This is a genomic window from Rhodococcus sp. 06-156-4 (assembly GCF_002259345.1).
GTDB classification, from domain to species: domain Bacteria; phylum Actinomycetota; class Actinomycetes; order Mycobacteriales; family Mycobacteriaceae; genus Rhodococcoides; species Rhodococcoides fascians_E.
Genome location: NZ_NPGB01000014.1, coordinates 183,271 through 202,913 on the forward strand (window position 1 = coordinate 183,271; position 19,643 = coordinate 202,913).

Here is a 19,643-nt window from a genome sequence, read left to right on the forward strand (position 1 = left end):
TTTGAGCAGATTCACCGAGGAGATGTTCTCGACGGCGCGCACGAGCGAGCGGGGGCTCGTCACCGGTGAGCCGGATCAGGCGCTGAGGCAGTCCTGGGGCGAGATTCACCAGGTGGCGCGATCGATGGCGGGCGCACTCGCCGACGCAGGCATCGAACGCGGCGACGCCATCGGTGTCCTCGCCGGCCAACCGGTCGACATCGCGCCTGCGTGCCAGGCGACGTGGATGCGAGGCGGATCGGTGACGATGCTGCACCAGCCGACACCGCGTACCGACCTCGGGGTGTGGGGCACCGACACCGAGACGGTCGTGAAGATGATCGACGCGAAGGCTGTCATCCTGGGCGCCCCGTTCGACATCGCGGCGCCCATTCTCGAAGAACGCGGCATCACCGTGCTGAAGATCGACGACATGCGGGCGGGCCGGGACTGCGATCCCGTCGACACCGACGAGTCGGACATCGCACTGCAGCAGTTGACGTCCGGATCCACCGGTTCACCGAAGGCCGTGCGCATCACGCACGAGAACTTCTACGTCAACGCGTACGCCATGATCGACCGCATCAAGTTCGACGTCGACTCCGACGTGATGGTCAGCTGGCTGCCTCTGTTCCACGACATGGGCATGGTCGGGTTCCTGACGGTGCCGATGCAGGTGGGTGCCGAGGTCGTCAGCATCACGCCGCTGGATTTCCTCCGGTCACCGCTCCTGTGGGCCAAGCTGATCCACAAGTACGGCGGAACCGTCACCGCAGCACCCAATTTCGCGTACTCGCTGCTCGCGAGGAGACTGTCGCAAGCCGAGGACGATCTCGATCTCGACCTGAGTTCGCTCCGCTACGCGTGGAACGGCGCCGAGCCCGTGGACCCGGACACGATGGCGGCGCTGGCCGAGGCCGGGGCGCCGTACAACCTCGATCCGCTCGCACTCGCGCCCGTGTACGGCATGGCCGAAACCACACTCGCCGTGTCCATCCCCGACCCGGGCCAAGGGCAGGTCCTCGACGTCGTCGACGCCGATCTGCTCGAGGCGATGGGCCGAGCCGTCCCGTCGACCAAGGGCAATCTGCGACGCCTTGCGACACTCGGCAAGATGGTGCCGAACCTCGAAGGCCGTGTCGTGGACAAAGAAGGCCAGGTCCTCACTCCGCGCGGCGTCGGCATCATCGAAGTGCGCGGCAAAGCCGTCACACCGGGGTACATCACCGTCGACGGACCCGTCGCCACACAGGACGAGGACGGGTGGCTCGACACCGGCGATGTCGGCTACTTCACCGAAGAAGGACTGGTCGTCGTCTGCGGCCGCGTCAAGGACGTCATCATCATGGGCGGCCGCAACATCTACCCGACCGACATCGAACGTGCAGCAGGCTCGGTACGCGGGGTGCGACCGGGTAACGCCGTCGCGATCAGGCTCGACGCGGGCGACAAGCGGGAGAGCTTCGCCGTTGCCGTGGAGACCAACGACTTCCAGAATCCCGACGAGGTGAAGCGAATCGAACACGACGTCGTTCACGCCGTGCACTCGGAAGTAGGAGTACGGCCCAGAACCGTTGCCGTCCTCGGTCCCGGATCGATTCCCAAGACGTCCTCCGGCAAACTCCGTCGATCCAACTCGGCGGGGCTGCTGGGCTGAGTGGGACCGAGTCAGCACCCTTTTTGCAGACTTCGCACGCCTTCCAGTGCGAGAGCACGCGTGCCAGCTCGGCAAAAACGGTGCCAGCTACCTCGGATGAACCTGGTTCTGCGCTGCTTCGAGGCCGACGCGCAGGAGTAGTTCGGCGGCGTCGGCGGCCTCTTCCACGATCACGCCGAGGTCCTTGCGTTCGGCCGAGGAGAAGGGTTTGAGGACGTACGAGGCCGGGTCCATTCGGCCGGGAGGACGCCCGACTCCGACGCGCACACGCAGGTAGTCCTTGGTGCTCAGGTGCTGAGAGATGGAGCGAAGCCCGTTGTGGCCGCCTTCGCCGCCGCCGAGTTTGAGGCGGATGGCACCGAAATCGATGTCGAGTTCGTCGTGGACTACGACGACGTTCGACGGCTCGACGGAGAAGAATCGTGCCAGGCCCGCGACGGGTTGCCCGGACAGGTTCATGAAGGTGCGGGGTTTGGCGACGATCACCGAGCGGTCCGCGAGGCGTGCTTGGACGATGTCGGAGTTCGACTTCTTGTGCGAGGAGAACTTCGCACCGATCCGGGTGGCGAGCGCGTCGGCGACCATGAATCCGACGTTGTGGCGGGTCGTTTCGTACTGTGCGCCGGGGTTACCCAGGCCGACGATCAGGGCCGTATCTGCTGTCACGGTTGATCATGCTCCCATCGAGAAGGGTGAAACGAGAACGCGCCGCTCCCGACGAGGGGAGCGGCGCGTGTCGTGATGCGGGGCTGAGATCAGCTCTCGTCGGAGCTTTCCTCGGATGCCTCTTCTTCGTCGACGACGTCGCCGGTCGGAGCTTCTTCGCCCTCGGCTTCGAGGTCTTCCTCGGTCGGGGCCTCGACGACGTTGACGAGCAGGAGCTCGGGGTCGGAGATCAGGGTGACGCCGGCCGGAAGGGTCAGGCCGCCTGCGAGGATCTGGGTGCCTGCCTCGACGCCCTCGACCGAGACCTCGACGGACTCGGGGATGGACAGTGCGTCGGCCTCGATCTCGACGACGGTCGAGTCGGTGGTGACCAGGGTGCCGGGGGCTGCGTCACCCTCGACGACGACGTTGATCTCGACGGTGACGCGCTCGCCCTTGCGCAGGACGAGGAGGTCGGCGTGCTCGATGCTGCGCTTGATCGGGTGAACGACGACGGACTTGGTCAGGGCGACCTGCTCCTTGCCGTCGATGTCGAGGGTCAGAACAGCGTTGGTGCCGTCCTTACGCAGGACTGCGGCGAATGCGCGGGTGTCGAGGGCGAGGTGCTGCGGGTCGGTGCCGTGTCCGTACAGAACAGCGGGGACCAGGCCGTCGCGGCGTGCGCGGCGTGCAGCGCCCTTGCCGAACTCGGTGCGTACAGCAGCCTTGAGGTTGTTTACTTCGTTCGACATCAGAGAACAGCTCCTTGAGATCACGGTGTGGGCAAGTGCTTCGTCGGGGCAGACACGAACGAGCACGGCCGAGGAGCCGAGCCGCGTCGATCACGGTAGTTCCTGTGCGGAGCTACCCTCGCCGAGACAACCCGGGAGACTCTACACGACCCCCTCACGTGAGTGGAAACGTAGACCTGGGGGAAGGAGCGGAGCCTGCGGAGCGACCGGACTGCAAGGCTCCACTCACGATTCCATTCACAAGGGTGGAGGCGATGGATCGGGCGACGTCGACGGCGTCGGCGCGAGCTCCCGCGGTGCTCATCACGACGGCGCCTTCGTGGATAAGGGACAGTTTCAGGCCGAGCTCGTCGGGTGCAGGCAGGCCTGCGTCCTCGGCGAGCTGAACGAACAGTGCTCGCGTCCAGTCCTTCTCGGATCGGATGACGTCCAGGGCCGGGTGGTCGGTCCCGCCGTATTCGGCGAAGGCGTTGACGAACCCGCAGCCGCGGTGGTTGTCGCGCATCCAGGAGGCCAGCGCGTCGTAGATGCTCAGGACGCGTTCGGGGCCGGTGGGGATCGGTTCGAGGTAGGCGTTGACGAACTCGCGCCATCTCTCGAAGCGTCGCTCGAGGTACCGCATCACCAGTCCGTCCTTGGAGCCGAACCGGTCGTAGAGCGTCTTCTTCGTCGTCCCGGCTTCGTCGGCGATGAGGTCGACGCCGACGGCCCGGATGCCGCGTTCGTAGAACAACGCGCTGGCGACGGTGAGGATGCGCTCGCCCGCGGGTGTCAAAGCCTTGGTCATGGGTGTCTCCGATCACAGGTCCACTGCAAGTATACAGACCTGTATGGTTACCTCGTCGGTATGGACAAACTAGCGGCCACCGCTCTGGTGATTCTGTGGAGTTCCGGATTCATCGGCGCGGACCTCGGCACCGCCCACGCGCCCGCACACACCCTGCTGGGATGGCGGTACCTCGTTGCTGTCGCGATCCTCGGTGCCTGGTGCTGGTATCGGGGGCTCCGCACGACCTGGGCGGGGGTTCGCCGGCAGAGTGTGCTCGGCTTCTTCAGCCAGTTCCTCTACCTGGCGTGCGTGTTCGGGGGCGTCGGGCTCGGTGTTCCGGCGGGTACGGCGGCGCTGATCGCGGCCATGCAGCCCCTGGTCGTGGCGGGCCTGGCTGCACGTCTGTTGGGCGAGGGTTTCGGCGTCGGCAAGTTCGTGTCTCTGACCGTGGGATTCGGTGGAGTCGTCGTCGTGGTCGCCGGTGACCTCGGCGGTGAGGGTGCGCCCTGGTTCGTGTACTTGCTGCCGCTGGCGGGCATGGTGTCGCTGGCCGTCGGCACCGTTGTCGAACGCAAGCTGCGCACGACGGAACCGATTCCGCTCGCGATGCTGATCCAGGCGTGCGTCGCGGCCGGACTCTTCATGGGATGGAGCGCGGTTCTCGGCGACGCAACGCCGCCCGTCACGGTCGGCTTCTGGGGCGCGGTCGCGTGGTTGGTCGTGCTGTCGACCTTCGGCGCATACGGCACCTACATGTTCGTCCTGCGCCGCAGCGGGGCCACCCGTGTCAGCGCGCTGCTCTACCTCACACCTGCGACGACGATGGTGTGGGCTCTGCTGATGTTCGGCGACCCCATCACCTGGACGGCTGTGGCCGGGACGGCGATCAGTGCCCTCGCCCTGTGTGCATGGAGGCGACCAGCTCGTCGAGTTGATCGAACGTCACGAAGTAGTGCGGAGATGCGCGAATCACCGAGTCCAACCCTCTCGAGCTCATGTCCACGAGTGTCGAACGTCGATGGCTGACCGTCACGGTGATGCCCTTCGCGGCCAACTCGTCGCGCACGTCGGTGGGATTCCTGCCGTCGACGGTGAAGGACACGATGCCGCTGCGCCGGTCACCGAGGTCGTGGACGGTGACGCCTGCGACGGTGCGAAGGCCGGCGCGTAGGTGTTCGGCGCGGGCGCTGACGGCGTCCTGGACGGCATCGATTCCGATGTCCAGCAGGTAGTCGACGGCCACGCCGAGCCCGAGTCGGGACGCGACGGAGCATTCCCAGAATTCGAACCGCGAGGCGTCGGCCGCGAGTTGGTACTCACGTTCGCCGCTCCATTGCGCACTGTGCAGATCGAGTGCCGGTGGCTCGAGCGTGTCGGCGAGACCTGGGCGGACGTAGAGGAATCCCGTTCCGCGGGGCCCGCGCAACCACTTTCGGCCCGTCGCGCTGAGTGCGTCCACCCCGAGTTCGCCGACGTCGACGCGCACCTGTCCGATTGATTGGCATGCGTCGAGCAGTACGAGTGCGCCGACTCGGTGGGCGAGTTCGGAGACCTCTCGTGCGGGATTGATCAGTCCACCGTTGGTGGGCGCGTGGACAAGTGAGACAATTCGGACGCGTTCGTCGAGCATGTCCTCGAGTGCGGCGAGGTCGATCTGGCCCGAGGGGTCGCTCGGTACGAACTCCACGGTTGCGCCCGTCGCGGCGGCGCGCTGCAGGGCAGCGATCGCGTTGGACGCGTATTCGACCTGGCAGAGCAGTATCCGATCACCGTGAGTCAGCGGGATGGAGTAGAAGAAGTCGCTCCACGATCGAGTTGCGCTGTCGCTCAGAGCAATGCCCGACGGCGTCGCGCCGATCAACCTGGCAATGGAGGTCTTGACTGCCGCGAGATCGGCCATCCGTTCGTTCGCTGCGCGGTATCCACCGACCGCCGCTTCGCGACGAAGATGTGCGACGGCGGCGTCGACGACGGGGTCGGGCGGCAGTGACGATCCCGCGCTGTCGAGGAAAATCGAGGAGACCGCGGCCGGTGTGTCCCGGCGGATCCGATCGAGATCGAACATGTCGACGCCTTCCTGGTGCACTGCTGGGGAGTCGTGGTTACTGTCGTAAGCGGAGCCCGACGGGTCGATCCGCAGGCTTCACTCCTGCAAGGCTTTCACATGTGCTCGGTTTCGAGCGGAACAGCCTCGGGTAGTCGTGGCAACTCAGCTAGTCGGGACGAACGTGAGGAGATGGCGATGACGTCCACGGTCAAGTCCCGGGGGCTGAGCTCGCGGCCTGCCGCAGCGGCCTACGTCGAACGTGTGTGCTTCAAGCTCGGTCCACCTCGACTCATCGGTGCCGAATTGGAGTGGTTGACACACACGCCGGACGGGGCGAGGCCCGCGTTGGACTCTCTGGCGGCTGCCCTCGGGCAGTACGCCCCGCGAAACATTTCCTCCATCTCGCCTGCCCGTCCGCTCCCCGGCGGGAGCGTCGTGACCATCGAGCCGGGTGGCCAGGTGGAACTGTCCAGTTCGCCGTTCCCGTCGGTGCGGGAGCTCGCTCGATCGGTCGACGCGGACTCCCGTCTTCTCGAGTCGATGCTGAACACCGCACGGATCGGTATGACGTCCGTTCCCGCAGATCGCGACCGGGAACCGCAGCGTCTGCTCGTTCTCCCTCGATACTGCGCGATGGAGGACAGGTTCACGACCATCGGCCCCTTCGGCAAACTGATGATGTGCAACACGGCCGCCGTTCAGGTGAGCGTCGACGCCGGGCGGGACCGCGAGGACGTGGCGCGCCGGTGGACCATGTTGGAGGCCGTCGGGCCCGCACTCGTCGCCGCCTTCGCGTGCTCGCCGACGCTACGCGGTGCACCGGAGGGGAGCTGGGCGTCTCAGCGGATGCGGACGTGGCTCGAATTGGACGGCAGCAGAACCGAAGTGCCCAACACGGGCGATCCGATCGCGGACTATTCGGCTTGGGCGCTCGACGTCCCGCTGCTATGTATCAGGGGCGAGAGCGAGAACTGGACGGCTCCACCGGGAACGACGTTCGCTGACTGGATTGCCGACCACGGCCGTGTCGGGCGACCACCGACCACCGATGATCTCGATTACCACCTCACCACGTTGTTTCCGCACGTTCGCGCGTGTGGGCACTTCGAGATCCGCTACCTCGACGCACAGCCCGACGGCCAGTGGGTCGTTCCCGCAGCCCTGTTCGACGCATTGCTGTCCGGGCCCGACGTGATCGAGCGCGCAACGCAGATCGCGGCGGAGACTGCCGGCCGGTGGGTCGACGCTGCCCGCGACGGTCTCGCCGATTCCGATCTTCGTCGTGCCGCAGAAGCGTTGCTGCACTTGGCTGCCGACAACTCGTCGGACCATCGAACGCTGTTGCTGGACACCGCCGAGCGATGTCGTCTCGCATCGGCACCTATCGCACAGCATTCCACCGGAAAGGAATCGGCATGACGAGCACCGAACAACTGCGCAGCACCGTCGAGCGGGTACTCGCCCGCAGTCGTGCCCGCAGTTCGGCCCTCACCGACGCAGTGGACGACGCGGACCTCACCGCGCAGCATTCGCCGCTGATGAGCCCGCTCGTCTGGGACCTCGCGCACATCGGGAATCAGGAAGAACTCTGGCTTGTCCGCGACGTCGGCGGGCGCGAACCGGTACGGTCCGACATCGACGAACTGTACGACGCGTTCAAGCACTCCCGGTCCAGCCGTCCGTCACTTCCACTGCTGACACCGGACGAGGCGCGCGCGTACGTCGGGTCCGTCCGCGACAAGGTGTGGGACGTACTCTCCGCCAGTCCGCTGGACGGGCGCAGGCTCGAACGCGATGGCTTCGCCTTCGGCATGGTGGCCCAGCACGAGCAGCAGCACGACGAGACGATGCTCGCGACCCACCAATTACGTACCGGTCCAGCGGTTCTCCACGCGCCGCCTCCTCCCGCAGCGCAGATCTCGGCGGCCGGAGAAGTGATCGTCGACGGTGGTGTCTTCACCATGGGCACCACGCTCGACCCGTGGGCACTCGACAACGAACGACCCGCACATTCGACGTACGTCGCCACGTTCGCCCTCGACGTCGCGCCCGTGACCAATCGTCAGTACGAGGAATTCATCGCCGACGGTGGATACTCGCGTCCGGAACTGTGGAGCGAACGCGGCTGGGCACACCGAACCGCCGAAGGGCTCGTTTCCCCACAGTTCTGGGAACGCGACGCCGACGGCAGCTGGTGGCGTCGGGCATTCGGGGTGACGGCACCGATCAAGCCCGACCAGCCCGTCGTACACGTCTGTTTCTTCGAAGCCGAGGCGTACGCGCGGTGGGCAGGCAAAAGGCTGCCGACCGAAGCGGAGTGGGAGAAGGCTGCCCGTTTCGATCCAGCGACCGCGACGGTACGCAAGTACCCGTGGGGAGATGCCGAACCGACCGAGGTGCACGCCAATCTCGGTCAGCGGCACCTCGAACCCGCCGACGTCGGCGCCTACCCGGCCGGGGCGTCGCCGCTCGGAGTGCAGCAGCTGATGGGTGACGTGTGGGAGTGGACGTCGTCGGATTTCGAGCCCTACCCGGGCTTCGAGCCGTTCCCGTACGCCGAGTACTCCGAGGTGTTTCTGCGCGGTGATTACAAGGTCCTGCGCGGCGGATCGTTCGGGACGGACGAGGTCGCGTGCCGCGGCACGTTCCGCAACTGGGACCACCCGATCCGGAGGCAGATCTTCGCCGGCTTCCGGTGTGCCCGAGATGTGTAGGCACCTGGGCTATCTCGGACCGAGACGGTCGGTCGCCGACGTTCTCACCGCCGGCGAGAACTCGTTGTTCGTGCAGTCCTGGGCGCCGAAGGACATGCGGGGCGGCGGCACGATCAACGCCGACGGATTCGGCGCGGCGTGGTGGGACGACGACGGTGCCCGCAGCTACCGCAATGCGATGCCGATCTGGTCGGACCCGGCGGTCGCCGACGTACTCGGTGCGACGTCGTCGACGGCCGTGCTCGGAGCCGTTCGGTCTGCAACCGTCGGGATGCCGGTCGAGCGGAGTGCCTGCGCCCCGTTCACGGACGGGACGTGGGCGTTCAGCCACAACGGTGTCGTGTTCGGGTGGCCCGACGCGTTGGCCGAACTGGCGTCGGAGGTGCCGCCGACCGAGTTGCTGGCACTGCCGGCACCGACGGATTCTGCGGCTCTGTGGGTGATTCTCCGGAACCTGCTGCGGCAGCACGATCCGGAGAAAGCGTTGCGGGTGTTGATCTCCCGCGTGGAACAGTCGTCGCCCGCTCCGCGTCTGAATCTCCTGCTGAGCGACGGTCACACGTTGTACGCGAGCGCGGTGTACCACTCGCTCTCCGTACTGGACACGGGGGACTCCGTCACCGTGGCATCCGAGCCCACCGACGGGGACTCCCGGTGGGTGTCGCTTGCGGACCGAACTTTCGTCGTCGCCCGACCGGGGCATGTCGACGTCACAGATCTCGATTGAGGGGAAAGCTTATGGCTAATATCGCTCTGGACGTGCACATCTCACCCGAAAGGCTGCTCGACGATCTTCGTTCCGATGTGCGGTTGGGTATGACGGCGGCGCCGAAAAGGATTTCTCCCAAATGGTTCTACGATGCGCGTGGGAGCGAGCTGTTCGAGCAGATCACCGAACTGCCGGAGTACTACCCGACGCGCACCGAGCGTGCACTGATCGAGGCACACGCCTACGACGTCGCCGAGCGGACGGACGCCGCGATACTGGTGGAGTTGGGTTCGGGGTCCTCGGAGAAGACACGACTGCTGCTGAATGCGGGCATCAAGCACGGGTCGCTGCGCAAGTACGTACCCCAGGACGTGTCGCCGACGGCACTGGAGGGGGCGATCGAGGTGATCGCCCGCGAGCATCCCGGGCTCGAGATCCAGGGGATCGTCAGCGATTTCACCGATACCCTGCAGAACCTTCCTGCCGACGGCAGCCGAACCATCGCGTTCCTGGGCGGCACTCTGGGCAATCTCATTCCCGAGGAGCGTGCGCTCTTCCTCGCCGACATCGCCCAGGCTCTGATCGTCGGTGAATTCCTGCTGCTGGGAGTCGGATTGGTAGTCGAGGAGAGTGTGGTCGTCCCGGCGTACGACGACGCGGCCGGTGTCACGGCGCAGTTCAACGCGAACGTTCTGTCGGTGTTGAACGAGCGTTTGAACGCGAACTTCGATCCAGGCCAGTTCGAACATGTGGCGCTGTGGAATTCGGACGCCGAGTGGATCGAGATGCGTTTGCGGGCTCGCACGGCGCAGGACATCCGAATCGAGGATCTCGACCTCGACGTCCACTTCGACGAGGGCGAGGAGTTACGCACGGAGATCTCGGCCAAGTTCAGGAAAGAGGGGATAGAAGCAGAACTCGTCGACGCGGGGTTCCGCGTCGACGAGTTCTGGACCGATCCGGAGAGCAGGTTCGCCCTCATCCTCGCCAGTCGGACATCACTCGGACAGCGCGACGACCGGTGAGATGGAGTTCGCTCGGCGCGACGGCATGAGCGAGGCCACCAACGCCAGCACCGCAGCCGACAGGACGGTTCCGGCGATGAGCGCCCATGGCAGCGTCGGCAGGCCGATGCCCGATTGCGCGATGGAACCGAGCAGCGATTGCGCGGCCGCCCATCCGTAGACGATGCCGAGGAGAAGGCCGAAACCCATCGACGCGATCACCATCTGCGCGCTCTCGGACACGATCATTCCACGGACCTGCTTGCGGGTGAAGCCGAGAGCGCGCAACAGGCCGAGTTCGCGGGTGCGCTGCATGACGCTGAGCGAGAGGTTGTTGACCATCCCGACGGCCGCGATGACACCCGAGAAGCCGATCAGTCCGGTCATGATCCCGACGGTCACCGTCAGCACCTGATCGAGCGATTCTTCGCTGAACTCGTGTTGCAGCATCGTTCGGTAGCTGTACATCGCCACGGCGAACGTCACCACCAGCGTGACGCCGATCAGCAGACCCAGCGCTGTGCGCGTGGCACGCTCCGGGTACCGCGTTGCGTTCGCTGCGGCCAGGCGCGCCGACGGCGTGCTGCCGAAGAGCCTGCCGACTACTCGCAGGACCCACGGCACGATTCTGTGTGCGCCGACCATGATGCCGGTGAACGACGCGGCGCCGCCGAAGAAGGCGATGAGCACACCGGCAGGGGTCACCGTGCCGACGAGCACCCCGAGTCCCAACAACACTGCGCCACCGGCGATGAGAACGATCGACAACGTCGTGCGTGCGGCTCGCCGCCGCGAATCCTCGGACGCAGCGGTCACGACGACGCCCGTCGCCTGAATCGGCGTCACGTCGAGGACGCGTTTGCTCCCGATGTACGACGCGGCCCACGTGGTTCCCACGACGATGACGACCGGCAGCGCGACGAGTGGCTGCACCGTCGTGTATGCGACGTCGGGTAGCTTGCCTGCACCGACGGCGATCGCTCGGGCGAGGTGACTGGCGGCGACACCCACCACCAAGCCTACTGCGGCACCGAACAGTCCGACGGACAGTCCTTCCCGGGACACGGATCGACGCAGTTCTCGGCCGGATGCACCGAGGAGCCGGAGCAGCGCAATGGTTTTCGTGCGGCCGGCGACGATCGTACCGAACGTGTTCGCGGTGACGACCGACGCGACGTACAGCGCGAGAAGTACGAACACCATCGCGACGCTGTAGAGAGCGACGGCGACAGCACCTTGTCCGTCGGTACCGAAGATGTCGAGCAGGAACGCCGTTGCCTGGATCAGCACCACACCGAAGAACGATGCGAGCGCTGTGACGAGGATGCTCGCTCCGTGTTCACGACGCGGTGTCGACGCGGTGGCGGCCCTCATGCGACCTTCTCCATCGCAAGCATGTAACCGGAGATCTGCTCGGGCGTCGAACGTCCGCGCTCGTCGACGATTCGCCCGTCCGCCAGGAACACGATCCGGTCTGCGTAGCTGGCCGCGACCGGGTCGTGCGTGACCATGACGATCGACTGCCCGTACTCGCGAACCGCGGCCGCCAGGAGCGCGAGAACTTCACGGCCGGTGCGGGAATCGAGGTTTCCCGTCGGTTCGTCCGCGAAGATCAGGTGTGGCCGCGAGCCGAGCGCCCGTGCGATGGCGACCCGCTGCTGCTGCCCACCGGACAACTGATGGGGGCGATGGGACGTGCGTTCACTCAGGCCCAGTGTGGCGATGAGCTGTTCCACCCATGCGGCTTCCATCTCGGTCGGTGCGTGGCCGTCGAGCTCGAACGGAAGCAGAATGTTGGATCTGACGTCCAGCGTCGGGACCAGATTGAAAGCCTGGAAGATGAAGCCGATCTGGCGTCGGCGAAGCTCGGTGAGTGCATCGTCGCCGAGATCGGTGATGTCGGTGTTCGCGAGCACGACTTGCCCGGACGTCACCGAATCGAGGCCCGCCATCACGTGCATGAGGGTCGATTTGCCGGAGCCCGACGGGCCCATGATGGCCGTGAACTCTCCGGAGCGGATGTCGAGCGACACGTCGTCGAGCGCGTTCACGTGGTTGGCTGCGTCGCCGTAGCTCTTGTGGACCCGGTGAACCCGGGCTACCGGTGCTGGTGTTGTGGTCATGTCTGTAGAAACTACGAACCACCGGGGTGAAAAGCGTCAGGCTGCAGTCTCTGCTTCGTACATCCAGAGGATGATCTGGGGTCGGTGCATCGGGGAGTTCACCGCACCAGACCGTGTTCGAAGGCGTACACGACCAACTGAACGCGATCCCGCAGACCGAGCTTCGTGAAGATTCTGCTGATGTGAGTCTTGACGGTTGCTTCGCTCAGGAACTCCTGTGCCGCGATCTCGGAGTTGCTCGCACCCCTCGCCGCCAGGTGAAACAGCTCGCGTTCACGTGCGGTGAGAAGCTCGAACTCCTTGGGCACCTGTGGAGTTGCCGGAGTGTCGGTGAAGTGACCGAGCAACGCCGTCGTAGCCGACGCCGCGATCACCGAGTTACCGGCATGAACGGTGCGGATCGCCGCGAGCAAGAATTCAGGATCGGCGTCCTTGAGAACGAATCCACTCGCGCCGGCCTTGATCGCCTTCGCCGCACTCTCGTCGAGATCGAAGGTCGTCAACACGAGGATCCTCGGCGGCTCGCTCGATGCGGCGACGATCTCCGCTGTCGCCGCAATGCCATCGAGAACCGGCATCCGAATGTCCATCAACACGACGTCGGGGGAGACCTCGGCCGCCAACTCGACCCCGGCCTTGCCGTCGCCGGCCTCGCCGACGAACTCGAGATCGGGTTGCGACGAGATCAGCATCCTGATCCCGGCACGAAAAAGCTGCTGGTCGTCGACCAGCGCTACCCTGATTCGGCTCATTCCGCAGGCTCCGTTCCTGTGAGTGCTCCGGGAATGTGCGCGACGAGTGTCCACACACCATGATCGTGGCTGGTCTTCAGGGTGCCGCCGGACAGGACCGCGCGTTCGCGCATACCGATGAGGCCGTGCCCGCCCGTGGATTCGGGTGCTTTTCGCACCGAGTTGCGCACGGTGAGCGTCGTGCCGCTGGGTCCGGACTCGACGGCTACCGATACCGGGCGCGACGAGTCCCCGTGCCGCAGAGCGTTGGTCAGTGCCTCCTGCGCTATCCGGTACAGCGTCAGATGACCTCCGGCACCCAGGTTTGCGGAGTCGCCGGTGGAATCGAAGTCGATCCGCAGCCCGGCCGCGCGCATTCGGTCGACCAACGTGGACAGGTCCTGCGATTCCGTGGCCGGAACGTCGTCGGTGTTGTGGCGTAACTGGGCCAGCACGCCGCGGACGTCGCGTAGTGCGTCGCGAGCGGTGCCTGCGATGGTGCCGAGGGCCTCGTCGACAGCCTCGGGATCCGCTTTGCGTGCGTACCGGGCACCGTCGGCCTGCGCGATGACGACGGCGAGGGAGTGCGCGACTATGTCGTGCATGTCGCGGGCGATTCGGTTGCGCTCGTGTTCGACGGCAATGTCCTGCAGTGCCCGTTCCTGTTCGATCTCGGCCAACGCGCGTTGGTGCTTCTCCTCGATGGACATCCGGTTCGCCAGCGCGATGCGACCCAGCGCCCACGACAATCCCAGGACAGCCCAGGAGGCAACCAGCAGGATGATCAGTTGCTGCGCGTAGTCGCCGACGGAGCGGCTGCCGTCCGGTGAGACGTTCGGGTCCCCGACGAGGGTGAGAAAGGTAGCGGCGACTATGCCGCCGACGACGGTGGACACGAGACCGATCTTGCGAACGCGGTCCGAACCGTATGCAGCAGTGGCGAACAGCACGAACAGAATTGCAGTGTCGGCGCCCTGTGTGCCGAGACCACCGGCCATCTGACCGATGGCGAAGACCCAGGAGATCGCCAGCGCCAGAGGAGGCGAGAGACGACGCAGTGCCAGCGCGACGCCGTAGCCGAGCAGGACGACAACGGCGAGCGCACCGTTGTCTGCGGCGGCGGACGGAAACAGCACGGCCGTGAAGACGGCGGCGAATCCGACGTCGATGGCGACCTGATAGCGCGCTAGCGTCCTGAACACCCGTCCAGGGTACGTACCGCCGAGTGTCAGATGCGGCGACGCGCCTTCTCGAGCGCACCGAGGGTGGTGAGCACGGTGGTGCGCTGCTTCTCGAGATCCTTGCGGCGCGCGCGTGCCGGCAGGCTTTCCTGTCCCTCGATCGCGCTGATCTGTGAGTCGACGTCGGTGAGCTGAGCGAGCAACTTCTGCACTCGCGACTCGAGCTCGATCATGTCGATGCCACTGACACCCGCCTGCTGCTTCTTGGGAGCGGCCGGCTTGCTCGCAGCAGCAGAGGAAGCAGACGACGAGCTTGCACTGCTCGGTGCCTGGCGAGGAGCAGCAACTGCAGCAGCAGCCCTGGGGCGCAACGCTTTGCGAACCGCAGCCGGATCCGGCAGCTTCTCGAGACGAATGCTGTTCAGCACGGCACGAGCATCACGAGCAGTGACGCGGTACTCGCGCTCCTCCTCGTCGTCGGACGCAAGAGTGCCGCCGAGTGGGCGCAGACCGTACATGCCGATGAAGTGCTTCGCCTCGTCGATGACGGCTTCTTTTTCACGGCACAGGCCGCAACGCGGTTCATTGCGATAAGTTTCGATCGAGTCGGTGCTTCCGCACCACACGCACCCACCCGGAGTCCACCGGGCGATACGGACGGTAGAAGTTGCTGCAGGGCTGTCCATGGTTTGCGCGTCGATCACGACGAGTCATCTTAGGGTACAACGCAACCCGCCCCGCACACCCCCTCCCTCCCGAACTGCGCTTTCCATCACCGAAGTGACGAAGCTCATTTCCAGGAATCAGGGGTCTGCGGAGCGGGTGTAAAGAAACCGAACGTGACGTTCGGTCACTTGGGTGGACCGTCCGTTTGGAGCGAACGTGGCGTTCGGTCCGTCAGACGGACTGAACGCCACGTTCGCTCCGGAAAGTGCGGAGCTACACCACCGGAGCCTGCGGAACGACCTAGGCCGAGCCGTTGAACAGGCTTGTGACGGACCCGTTTTCGAAGACCTCGCGGATGGTGCGGGCGAGGAGGGGTGCGATGGACAGCTCGGTGAGGGTGTCGAATCGCTTCTCGTCGGTGATGGGGAGGGTGTTGGTGACGACGACTTCCTTGGCTCCGCAGTTGGCGAGGCGTTCGGCGGCGGGGTCGGAGAGGACGCCGTGGGTGGCGGCGATGACGACGTCGCCTGCTCCGGCTTCCTTGAGGACCTTGACGGCGCCGGCGATGGTGCCGCCGGTGTCGATCATGTCGTCGATCAGGATGCAGGTGCGGCCTTCGACGTCACCGACGACGCGGTTGGACTTGACCTGGTTGGGCACCAGTGGATCACGGGTCTTGTGGATGAAGGCGAGGGGTGCGCCGTCGAAGCTGTCGGCCCACTTCTCTGCGACGCGGACTCGGCCGGAGTCGGGGGAGACGACGGTGATGTGTTCGAGGCTGTACTTGTCGCGGATGTGATCGGCGAGTTGGCTGTGTGCGTGCATGTGGTCGACGGGGCCGTCGAAGAAGCCCTGGATCTGGTCGGTGTGGAGGTCGACGGTGATGATCCGGTCGGCGCCTGCGGTCTTGAGCAGGTCGGCGACGAGGCGTGCGGAGATCGGCTCACGTCCGCGGTGCTTCTTGTCCTGGCGGGCGTACGGGTAGAACGGCAGGATCGCGGTGATGCGCTTCGCCGATCCACGCTTGAGCGCGTCGATCATGATGAGCTGTTCCATCAACCAGGTGTTGAGCGGGAAGGGGTGGCTCTGCAGGACGAAGGCGTCCGATCCTCGGACCGACTCCTCGAAGCGAACGAAGATCTCGCCGTTTGCGAAGTCGCGTGCGGTCTGCGGGGTTACCTCGATCCCCAGTTCCTTCGCAACCTGCTGTGCGAGTTCGGGGTGAGCTCGACCCGAGAAGAGCATGAGGTTCTTCTGGTTGTCGATCCAGTTCGGGGTGGTCACTGCTGTTCGCCGTCCTTTGATTTTTGCGCGTTTGCCGATTCGGCCGCCAGAGCGCGTGCTGCAGCGTCTGCTGCGGCAGTGCCTGGACGCTTCTTCTCGACCCAGCCTTCGATGTTGCGCTGGGAACCAGCGGAGACAGCGAGCGTCCCCGGTGGTACATCGTTGCGGAGCACGGTGCCTGCTCCGGTGTACGCGCCGTCGCCCACTCGCACGGGGGCGACGAACATGTTGTCCGAGCCGGTGCGGACGTGGGATCCGACTACGGTTCGGCTCTTGTTGACGCCGTCGTAGTTGACGAACACGCTCGATGCTCCGATGTTGGAGTGTTCGCCGATGGTCGCATCTCCGACGTACGTCAGGTGCGGCACTTTCGAGTGGTTGCCGACGGTCGAGTTCTTGGTCTCGACGAAGGTTCCGATCTTGGCGCTGTCCCCGATGTCCGATCCGGGGCGCAGGTAGGCGAAGGGCCCGACGGTTGCGCCGGGCCCGATGGTGGATTTGTCTGCCTGCGTACGTACGACGGATGCGCGTTCGCCGACGACGACGTCGCGCAGAGTCGTGTCGGGTCCGATGACGGCGTCCTCGCCGACGTGGGTGCTGCCGAGCAGCTGGACACCCGGCTCGAGTCGAACGTCGGCACCGACGGTGACGTCGATGTCGATCCAGGTGGTCGCGGGATCGACGACGGTGACTCCCGCGCGCATGTGCTTTTCGACGATGTGGCGGTTGAGGACGGCGGTGACGTGGGCGAGCTGAACGCGGTCGTTGACGCCCATGACCAGGTCGGGGTCGGCGAGCTGGGTTCCGTACACGGGTAGGCCGCTGCTCTTGCTGATCTTGACGACGTCGGTGAGATAGAGCTCGTGCTGCGCGTTGGCCGTACTGAGCTTGCCGAGCGCGACGCGCAACGCGGTCGCGTCGAACGCGTAGACGCCGGAGTTGACCTCGTCGATCAGGACCTGCGCGGGGGTGGCGTCGGCGTGTTCGACGATCTCGGCGACCTGATCGTCGTCGGCGCGGACGATGCGGCCGTACCCGTTGGCGTCGTCGGGCACGAACGTCAGGACCGTCGCTGCTGCGGGAAGCGGCGCGCTCAGGTGCTCGTCGAGCAATGCTTTGAGGGTGTGTCCGTCGAGGAGGGGGACGTCGGCTGCCGTGACGAGGACGGTTCCCTCGAAATCGTCGGGAAGTGCACTGAGGCCGCACTGCACTGCGTGGCCGGTGCCCAGCTGCTGTTCCTGCACCGTGGTGACGATGGTGCGTCCGAGTTCCTCGCTCAGTTCGAGGACGGATTCGGTGACCCGCTCGCGGTCGTGTCCGACGACGGTGACGAGGTGGTCGGGACCGAGGTCGGCGGCGGCGTGCAGAGCGTGCGCGAGCATCGTCCGCCCGGCCAGCGGATGCAGAACCTTCGGGGTCTTGGATCGCATTCGGGTGCCTGCACCTGCTGCGAGAACGACCACGGCGGTATGCAACGGCAACGGGGCTCCTCGGGCGACGATCGCTGAACTGGATCTTCAGGGCAATGTTTCTCGCTCCGCCGCCAGGACTCGAACCTGAACTATCTGAACCAAAATCAGAGGTGCTGCCATTACACCACGGCGGATCATTTCACCAGCGGTTTCTCCGGTCGCCGGTGTCTGCACAAGACAGACTACTGGCCTCGAAGCTCCCGCCGAGCGCAACGAGTCTCGCATGCGGGGTGGCCCGAGGTCGAACCGCTCCCGCCGATCGGTGTCATTCGTCCCATAAGCTCGGGTTTCGACGCTGGGAGACCGGAGCTCCAAGTTTCGACGCCGGGAAACCGGCAGGAGTGACCAGATCACAGGGAGGTGCGTCATGTCCGAGCCCGAGAAGGCGCCGCGTGTCCGGATGACGGGCACGCAGCGTCGCGAACAGTTGATCGAGATCGGCCGCTCCTTGTTCGCCGAGCGGGGGTACGAGGCGACGTCGGTGGAGGAGATCGCGGTCCGCGCGAACGTGTCGAAGCCCGTCGTCTACGAGCATTTCGGCGGCAAGGAAGGTCTCTACGCCGTCATCGTCGACCGCGAGATGTCGACTCTGCTGCACATGGTCACCTCGTCGCTGTCGCAGAACCGATCGCGGGTGAGGGTCGAGCGGGTTGCTCTCGCATTGCTGACGTACGTGGAGGAGCGAACCGACGGGTTCCGCATCCTGGTCCGTGACTCTCCGGTCGCTGCTGCCGACGGCAAGTACTCGTCGTTGCTGAACGATGCGGTGAGCCAGGTCGGGCACATCCTCGCCGGCGACTTCACCCGTCGAGGTTTCGACGCCGGGTTCGCGCCGCTCTACGCGCAGGCGCTGGTCGGGATGGTGTCCATGACGGCTCAGTGGTGGCTCGACGTCAGGGAGCCGTCGAAGGAAGTCGTCGCCGCGCACGTTGTCAATCTGTGTTGGAACGGTCTCACCAATTTGGAGGCCGCGCCCCTACTGGCCGGTGAATGAGCCGAGTATTTCCCCACGTGTCGGTGAAAGAGCGGGTAGGGTTTGATTTGCGTCCATGAGACCTACTTCACAGCGACGCATGTATGTTGTTCGGACCATCTGCACGTTGACCAAGGTAAGAATGCCACCGAGTGGTACCGTTCGCTCGTAATTTGCGCAGTGGCAGTCGAGTATTGCGAAGGCGGATCCAATGGTCAGACAGGCACGCGCTGAGATCACGCGCGACACCGTGCTGTCGGGTGCCGCAAATGTTTTTCTGCGGCTCGGCTACGCGAACGCGAGCCTCAGCGAGATCATCTCTCAGTCCCAGGTCACCAAAGGTGCCCTCTACTTCCACTTCGGGTCGAAGGAAGAGTTGGCTCGCGCGGTCATCGACGAGGGCAACGGCCGGCTCATCGCGGCGTGCCAGCAGTTCAACGACGGCCGTATCCCTGCGCTGGAAGCAGCCATCGGCATCTCCTACATCGTCGTCGACATGTCGGTGAGTGACCCGATGGTGTCGGCAATGCTGCGGCTCAGCCACCAGATCGGTGACTACCGGGGCACCCAGGGCAACGTGATGTCCGGCTGGAGCGAGTCGTTCAACGCGCTGGCCGCCAAAGCGATCAAGCAAGGTGACCTCGCCGCTGATGCCGACCCCGCGACCATCGGTGCTCTCGTCCTCGAGATCCTCACCGGCGTGCACATGGTTGCCGTCGCCACAGGCAACACGGAGGAGCTTCCGTCTCGGATGGAACGTCTCTGGTACTACCTCCTTCCGTCACTCGTGACGGCGGGCAAGGTCGAGTACTTCCGTGAGTTCGCGGCCCGGCGCGTCATCCGGCACTAGTTGCCCGTAGCTGGACGTATGTAAAGAACGCACGACGTCGGCGGTAGGATCGATCGCGATATCCATTGCGCCGATCTCGCTCAGGAG

The 19,643-nt window shown here is 65.3% G+C and carries 18 protein-coding genes, 1 tRNA gene and 1 pseudogene; 8 read left to right on the forward strand and 12 right to left on the reverse strand.

Going from position 1 to position 19,643, the window contains the following annotated elements:
* Window position 1: 1 nt before the first annotated feature.
* Complete coding sequence (locus CH290_RS08985) at window positions 2-1,636, forward strand: fatty acyl-AMP ligase (RefSeq protein ID WP_019664547.1); 1,635 nt, start codon at window positions 2-4, stop codon at window positions 1,634-1,636.
* An 87-nt stretch (window positions 1,637-1,723) separates the two neighbouring features.
* Here the strand turns inward: CH290_RS08985 and pth are convergent, their stop codons facing one another.
* From pth to CH290_RS09000, 3 genes are all read right to left on the reverse strand, one after another.
* The gene (gene pth, locus CH290_RS08990) at window positions 1,724-2,302 is read right to left on the reverse strand and encodes an aminoacyl-tRNA hydrolase (protein ID WP_033190773.1); all 579 of its coding nucleotides are present in this window, start codon (window positions 2,300-2,302) and stop codon (window positions 1,724-1,726) included.
* An 89-nt stretch (window positions 2,303-2,391) separates the two neighbouring features.
* The gene (locus tag CH290_RS08995; protein WP_170945143.1) at window positions 2,392-3,033 is read right to left on the reverse strand and encodes a 50S ribosomal protein L25/general stress protein Ctc; all 642 of its coding nucleotides are present in this window, start codon (window positions 3,031-3,033) and stop codon (window positions 2,392-2,394) included.
* Between the two features lie 154 nt (window positions 3,034-3,187).
* Entirely contained in the window at window positions 3,188-3,820 is a 633-nt protein-coding gene (locus CH290_RS09000; RefSeq protein ID WP_020111384.1) for a TetR/AcrR family transcriptional regulator, read from the reverse strand.
* Window positions 3,821-3,880: 60 nt separating this feature from the next.
* On the opposite strand from CH290_RS09000, the pseudogene CH290_RS09005 reads away from it, so the two are divergent.
* A pseudogene (locus tag CH290_RS09005) lies at window positions 3,881-4,645 on the forward strand (DMT family transporter); the annotation flags it as partial.
* 43 nt (window positions 4,646-4,688) lie between these two features.
* On the opposite strand, the gene CH290_RS09010 reads toward CH290_RS09005, so the two are convergent.
* Window positions 4,689-5,867: an aminotransferase class V-fold PLP-dependent enzyme gene (locus CH290_RS09010; RefSeq protein ID WP_033190831.1), complete on the reverse strand. Its 1,179-nt coding sequence runs from the start codon at window positions 5,865-5,867 to the stop codon at window positions 4,689-4,691.
* A gap of 171 nt (window positions 5,868-6,038) precedes the next feature.
* On the opposite strand from CH290_RS09010, the gene egtA reads away from it, so the two are divergent.
* Genes egtA through egtD form a run of 4 tightly spaced genes read left to right on the forward strand, consistent with a single transcriptional unit; the run spans window position 6,039 to window position 10,297 of the window.
* Window positions 6,039-7,268, forward strand: a complete 1,230-nt coding sequence (gene egtA, locus CH290_RS09015; RefSeq protein ID WP_019664553.1) for an ergothioneine biosynthesis glutamate--cysteine ligase EgtA — start codon at window positions 6,039-6,041, stop codon at window positions 7,266-7,268.
* On the forward strand, window positions 7,265-8,563 hold the full coding sequence (egtB, locus tag CH290_RS09020; RefSeq protein ID WP_026347696.1) for an ergothioneine biosynthesis protein EgtB: 1,299 nt from the start codon (window positions 7,265-7,267) through the stop codon (window positions 8,561-8,563). Before egtA ends, egtB begins: the two co-directional genes overlap by 4 nt.
* Window positions 8,556-9,290: an ergothioneine biosynthesis protein EgtC gene (gene egtC / locus CH290_RS09025; protein WP_033190832.1), complete on the forward strand. Its 735-nt coding sequence runs from the start codon at window positions 8,556-8,558 to the stop codon at window positions 9,288-9,290. Before egtB ends, egtC begins: the two co-directional genes overlap by 8 nt.
* Before the next feature lie 11 nt (window positions 9,291-9,301).
* Entirely contained in the window at window positions 9,302-10,297 is a 996-nt protein-coding gene (gene egtD / locus CH290_RS09030; RefSeq protein ID WP_033190774.1) for an L-histidine N(alpha)-methyltransferase, read from the forward strand.
* On the opposite strand, the gene CH290_RS09035 is transcribed toward egtD, so the two are convergent.
* The 8 genes from CH290_RS09035 to CH290_RS09070 all read right to left on the reverse strand — a co-directional run bounded on the left by CH290_RS09035 (window position 10,271) and on the right by CH290_RS09070 (window position 17,867).
* Window positions 10,271-11,650, reverse strand: coding sequence for an ABC transporter permease (locus tag CH290_RS09035; RefSeq protein ID WP_020111378.1), 1,380 nt, complete (start codon window positions 11,648-11,650; stop codon window positions 10,271-10,273). The two genes, egtD and CH290_RS09035, sit on opposite strands and share 27 nt — an antisense overlap.
* Window positions 11,647-12,399 (reverse strand): ABC transporter ATP-binding protein, encoded by a 753-nt coding sequence (locus CH290_RS09040; protein ID WP_019664558.1) that lies wholly within the window; start codon window positions 12,397-12,399, stop codon window positions 11,647-11,649. The genes CH290_RS09035 and CH290_RS09040 overlap by 4 nt, the downstream gene beginning before the upstream one ends.
* Window positions 12,400-12,497: 98 nt before the next feature.
* A complete protein-coding gene (locus CH290_RS09045; RefSeq protein WP_033190775.1) occupies window positions 12,498-13,151 on the reverse strand; it encodes a response regulator in 654 nt (217 codons plus the stop codon).
* Window positions 13,148-14,332, reverse strand: coding sequence for a sensor histidine kinase (locus CH290_RS09050; RefSeq protein WP_019664560.1), 1,185 nt, complete (start codon window positions 14,330-14,332; stop codon window positions 13,148-13,150). The genes CH290_RS09045 and CH290_RS09050 overlap by 4 nt, the downstream gene beginning before the upstream one ends.
* A gap of 26 nt (window positions 14,333-14,358) precedes the next feature.
* Entirely contained in the window at window positions 14,359-14,937 is a 579-nt protein-coding gene (locus CH290_RS09055; protein WP_033190776.1) for a hypothetical protein, read from the reverse strand.
* A gap of 340 nt (window positions 14,938-15,277) precedes the next feature.
* Window positions 15,278-16,261: a ribose-phosphate diphosphokinase gene (locus tag CH290_RS09060; RefSeq protein ID WP_019664562.1), complete on the reverse strand. Its 984-nt coding sequence runs from the start codon at window positions 16,259-16,261 to the stop codon at window positions 15,278-15,280.
* On the reverse strand, window positions 16,258-17,742 hold the full coding sequence (gene glmU, locus CH290_RS09065) for a bifunctional UDP-N-acetylglucosamine diphosphorylase/glucosamine-1-phosphate N-acetyltransferase GlmU (RefSeq protein WP_052060086.1): 1,485 nt from the start codon (window positions 17,740-17,742) through the stop codon (window positions 16,258-16,260). Before glmU ends, CH290_RS09060 begins: the two co-directional genes overlap by 4 nt.
* Before the next feature lie 54 nt (window positions 17,743-17,796).
* Window positions 17,797-17,867: transfer RNA gene (locus tag CH290_RS09070), tRNA-Gln, on the reverse strand.
* Window positions 17,868-18,100: 233 nt separating this feature from the next.
* Here CH290_RS09070 and CH290_RS09075 point away from each other — a divergent pair.
* Together CH290_RS09075 and CH290_RS09080 are read left to right on the forward strand one after the other, a co-directional pair.
* The gene (locus CH290_RS09075; protein ID WP_019664564.1) at window positions 18,101-18,727 is read left to right on the forward strand and encodes a TetR/AcrR family transcriptional regulator; all 627 of its coding nucleotides are present in this window, start codon (window positions 18,101-18,103) and stop codon (window positions 18,725-18,727) included.
* Between the two features lie 190 nt (window positions 18,728-18,917).
* Entirely contained in the window at window positions 18,918-19,556 is a 639-nt protein-coding gene (locus CH290_RS09080) for a ScbR family autoregulator-binding transcription factor (RefSeq protein WP_019664565.1), read from the forward strand.
* Window positions 19,557-19,643 lie beyond the last annotated feature (87 nt).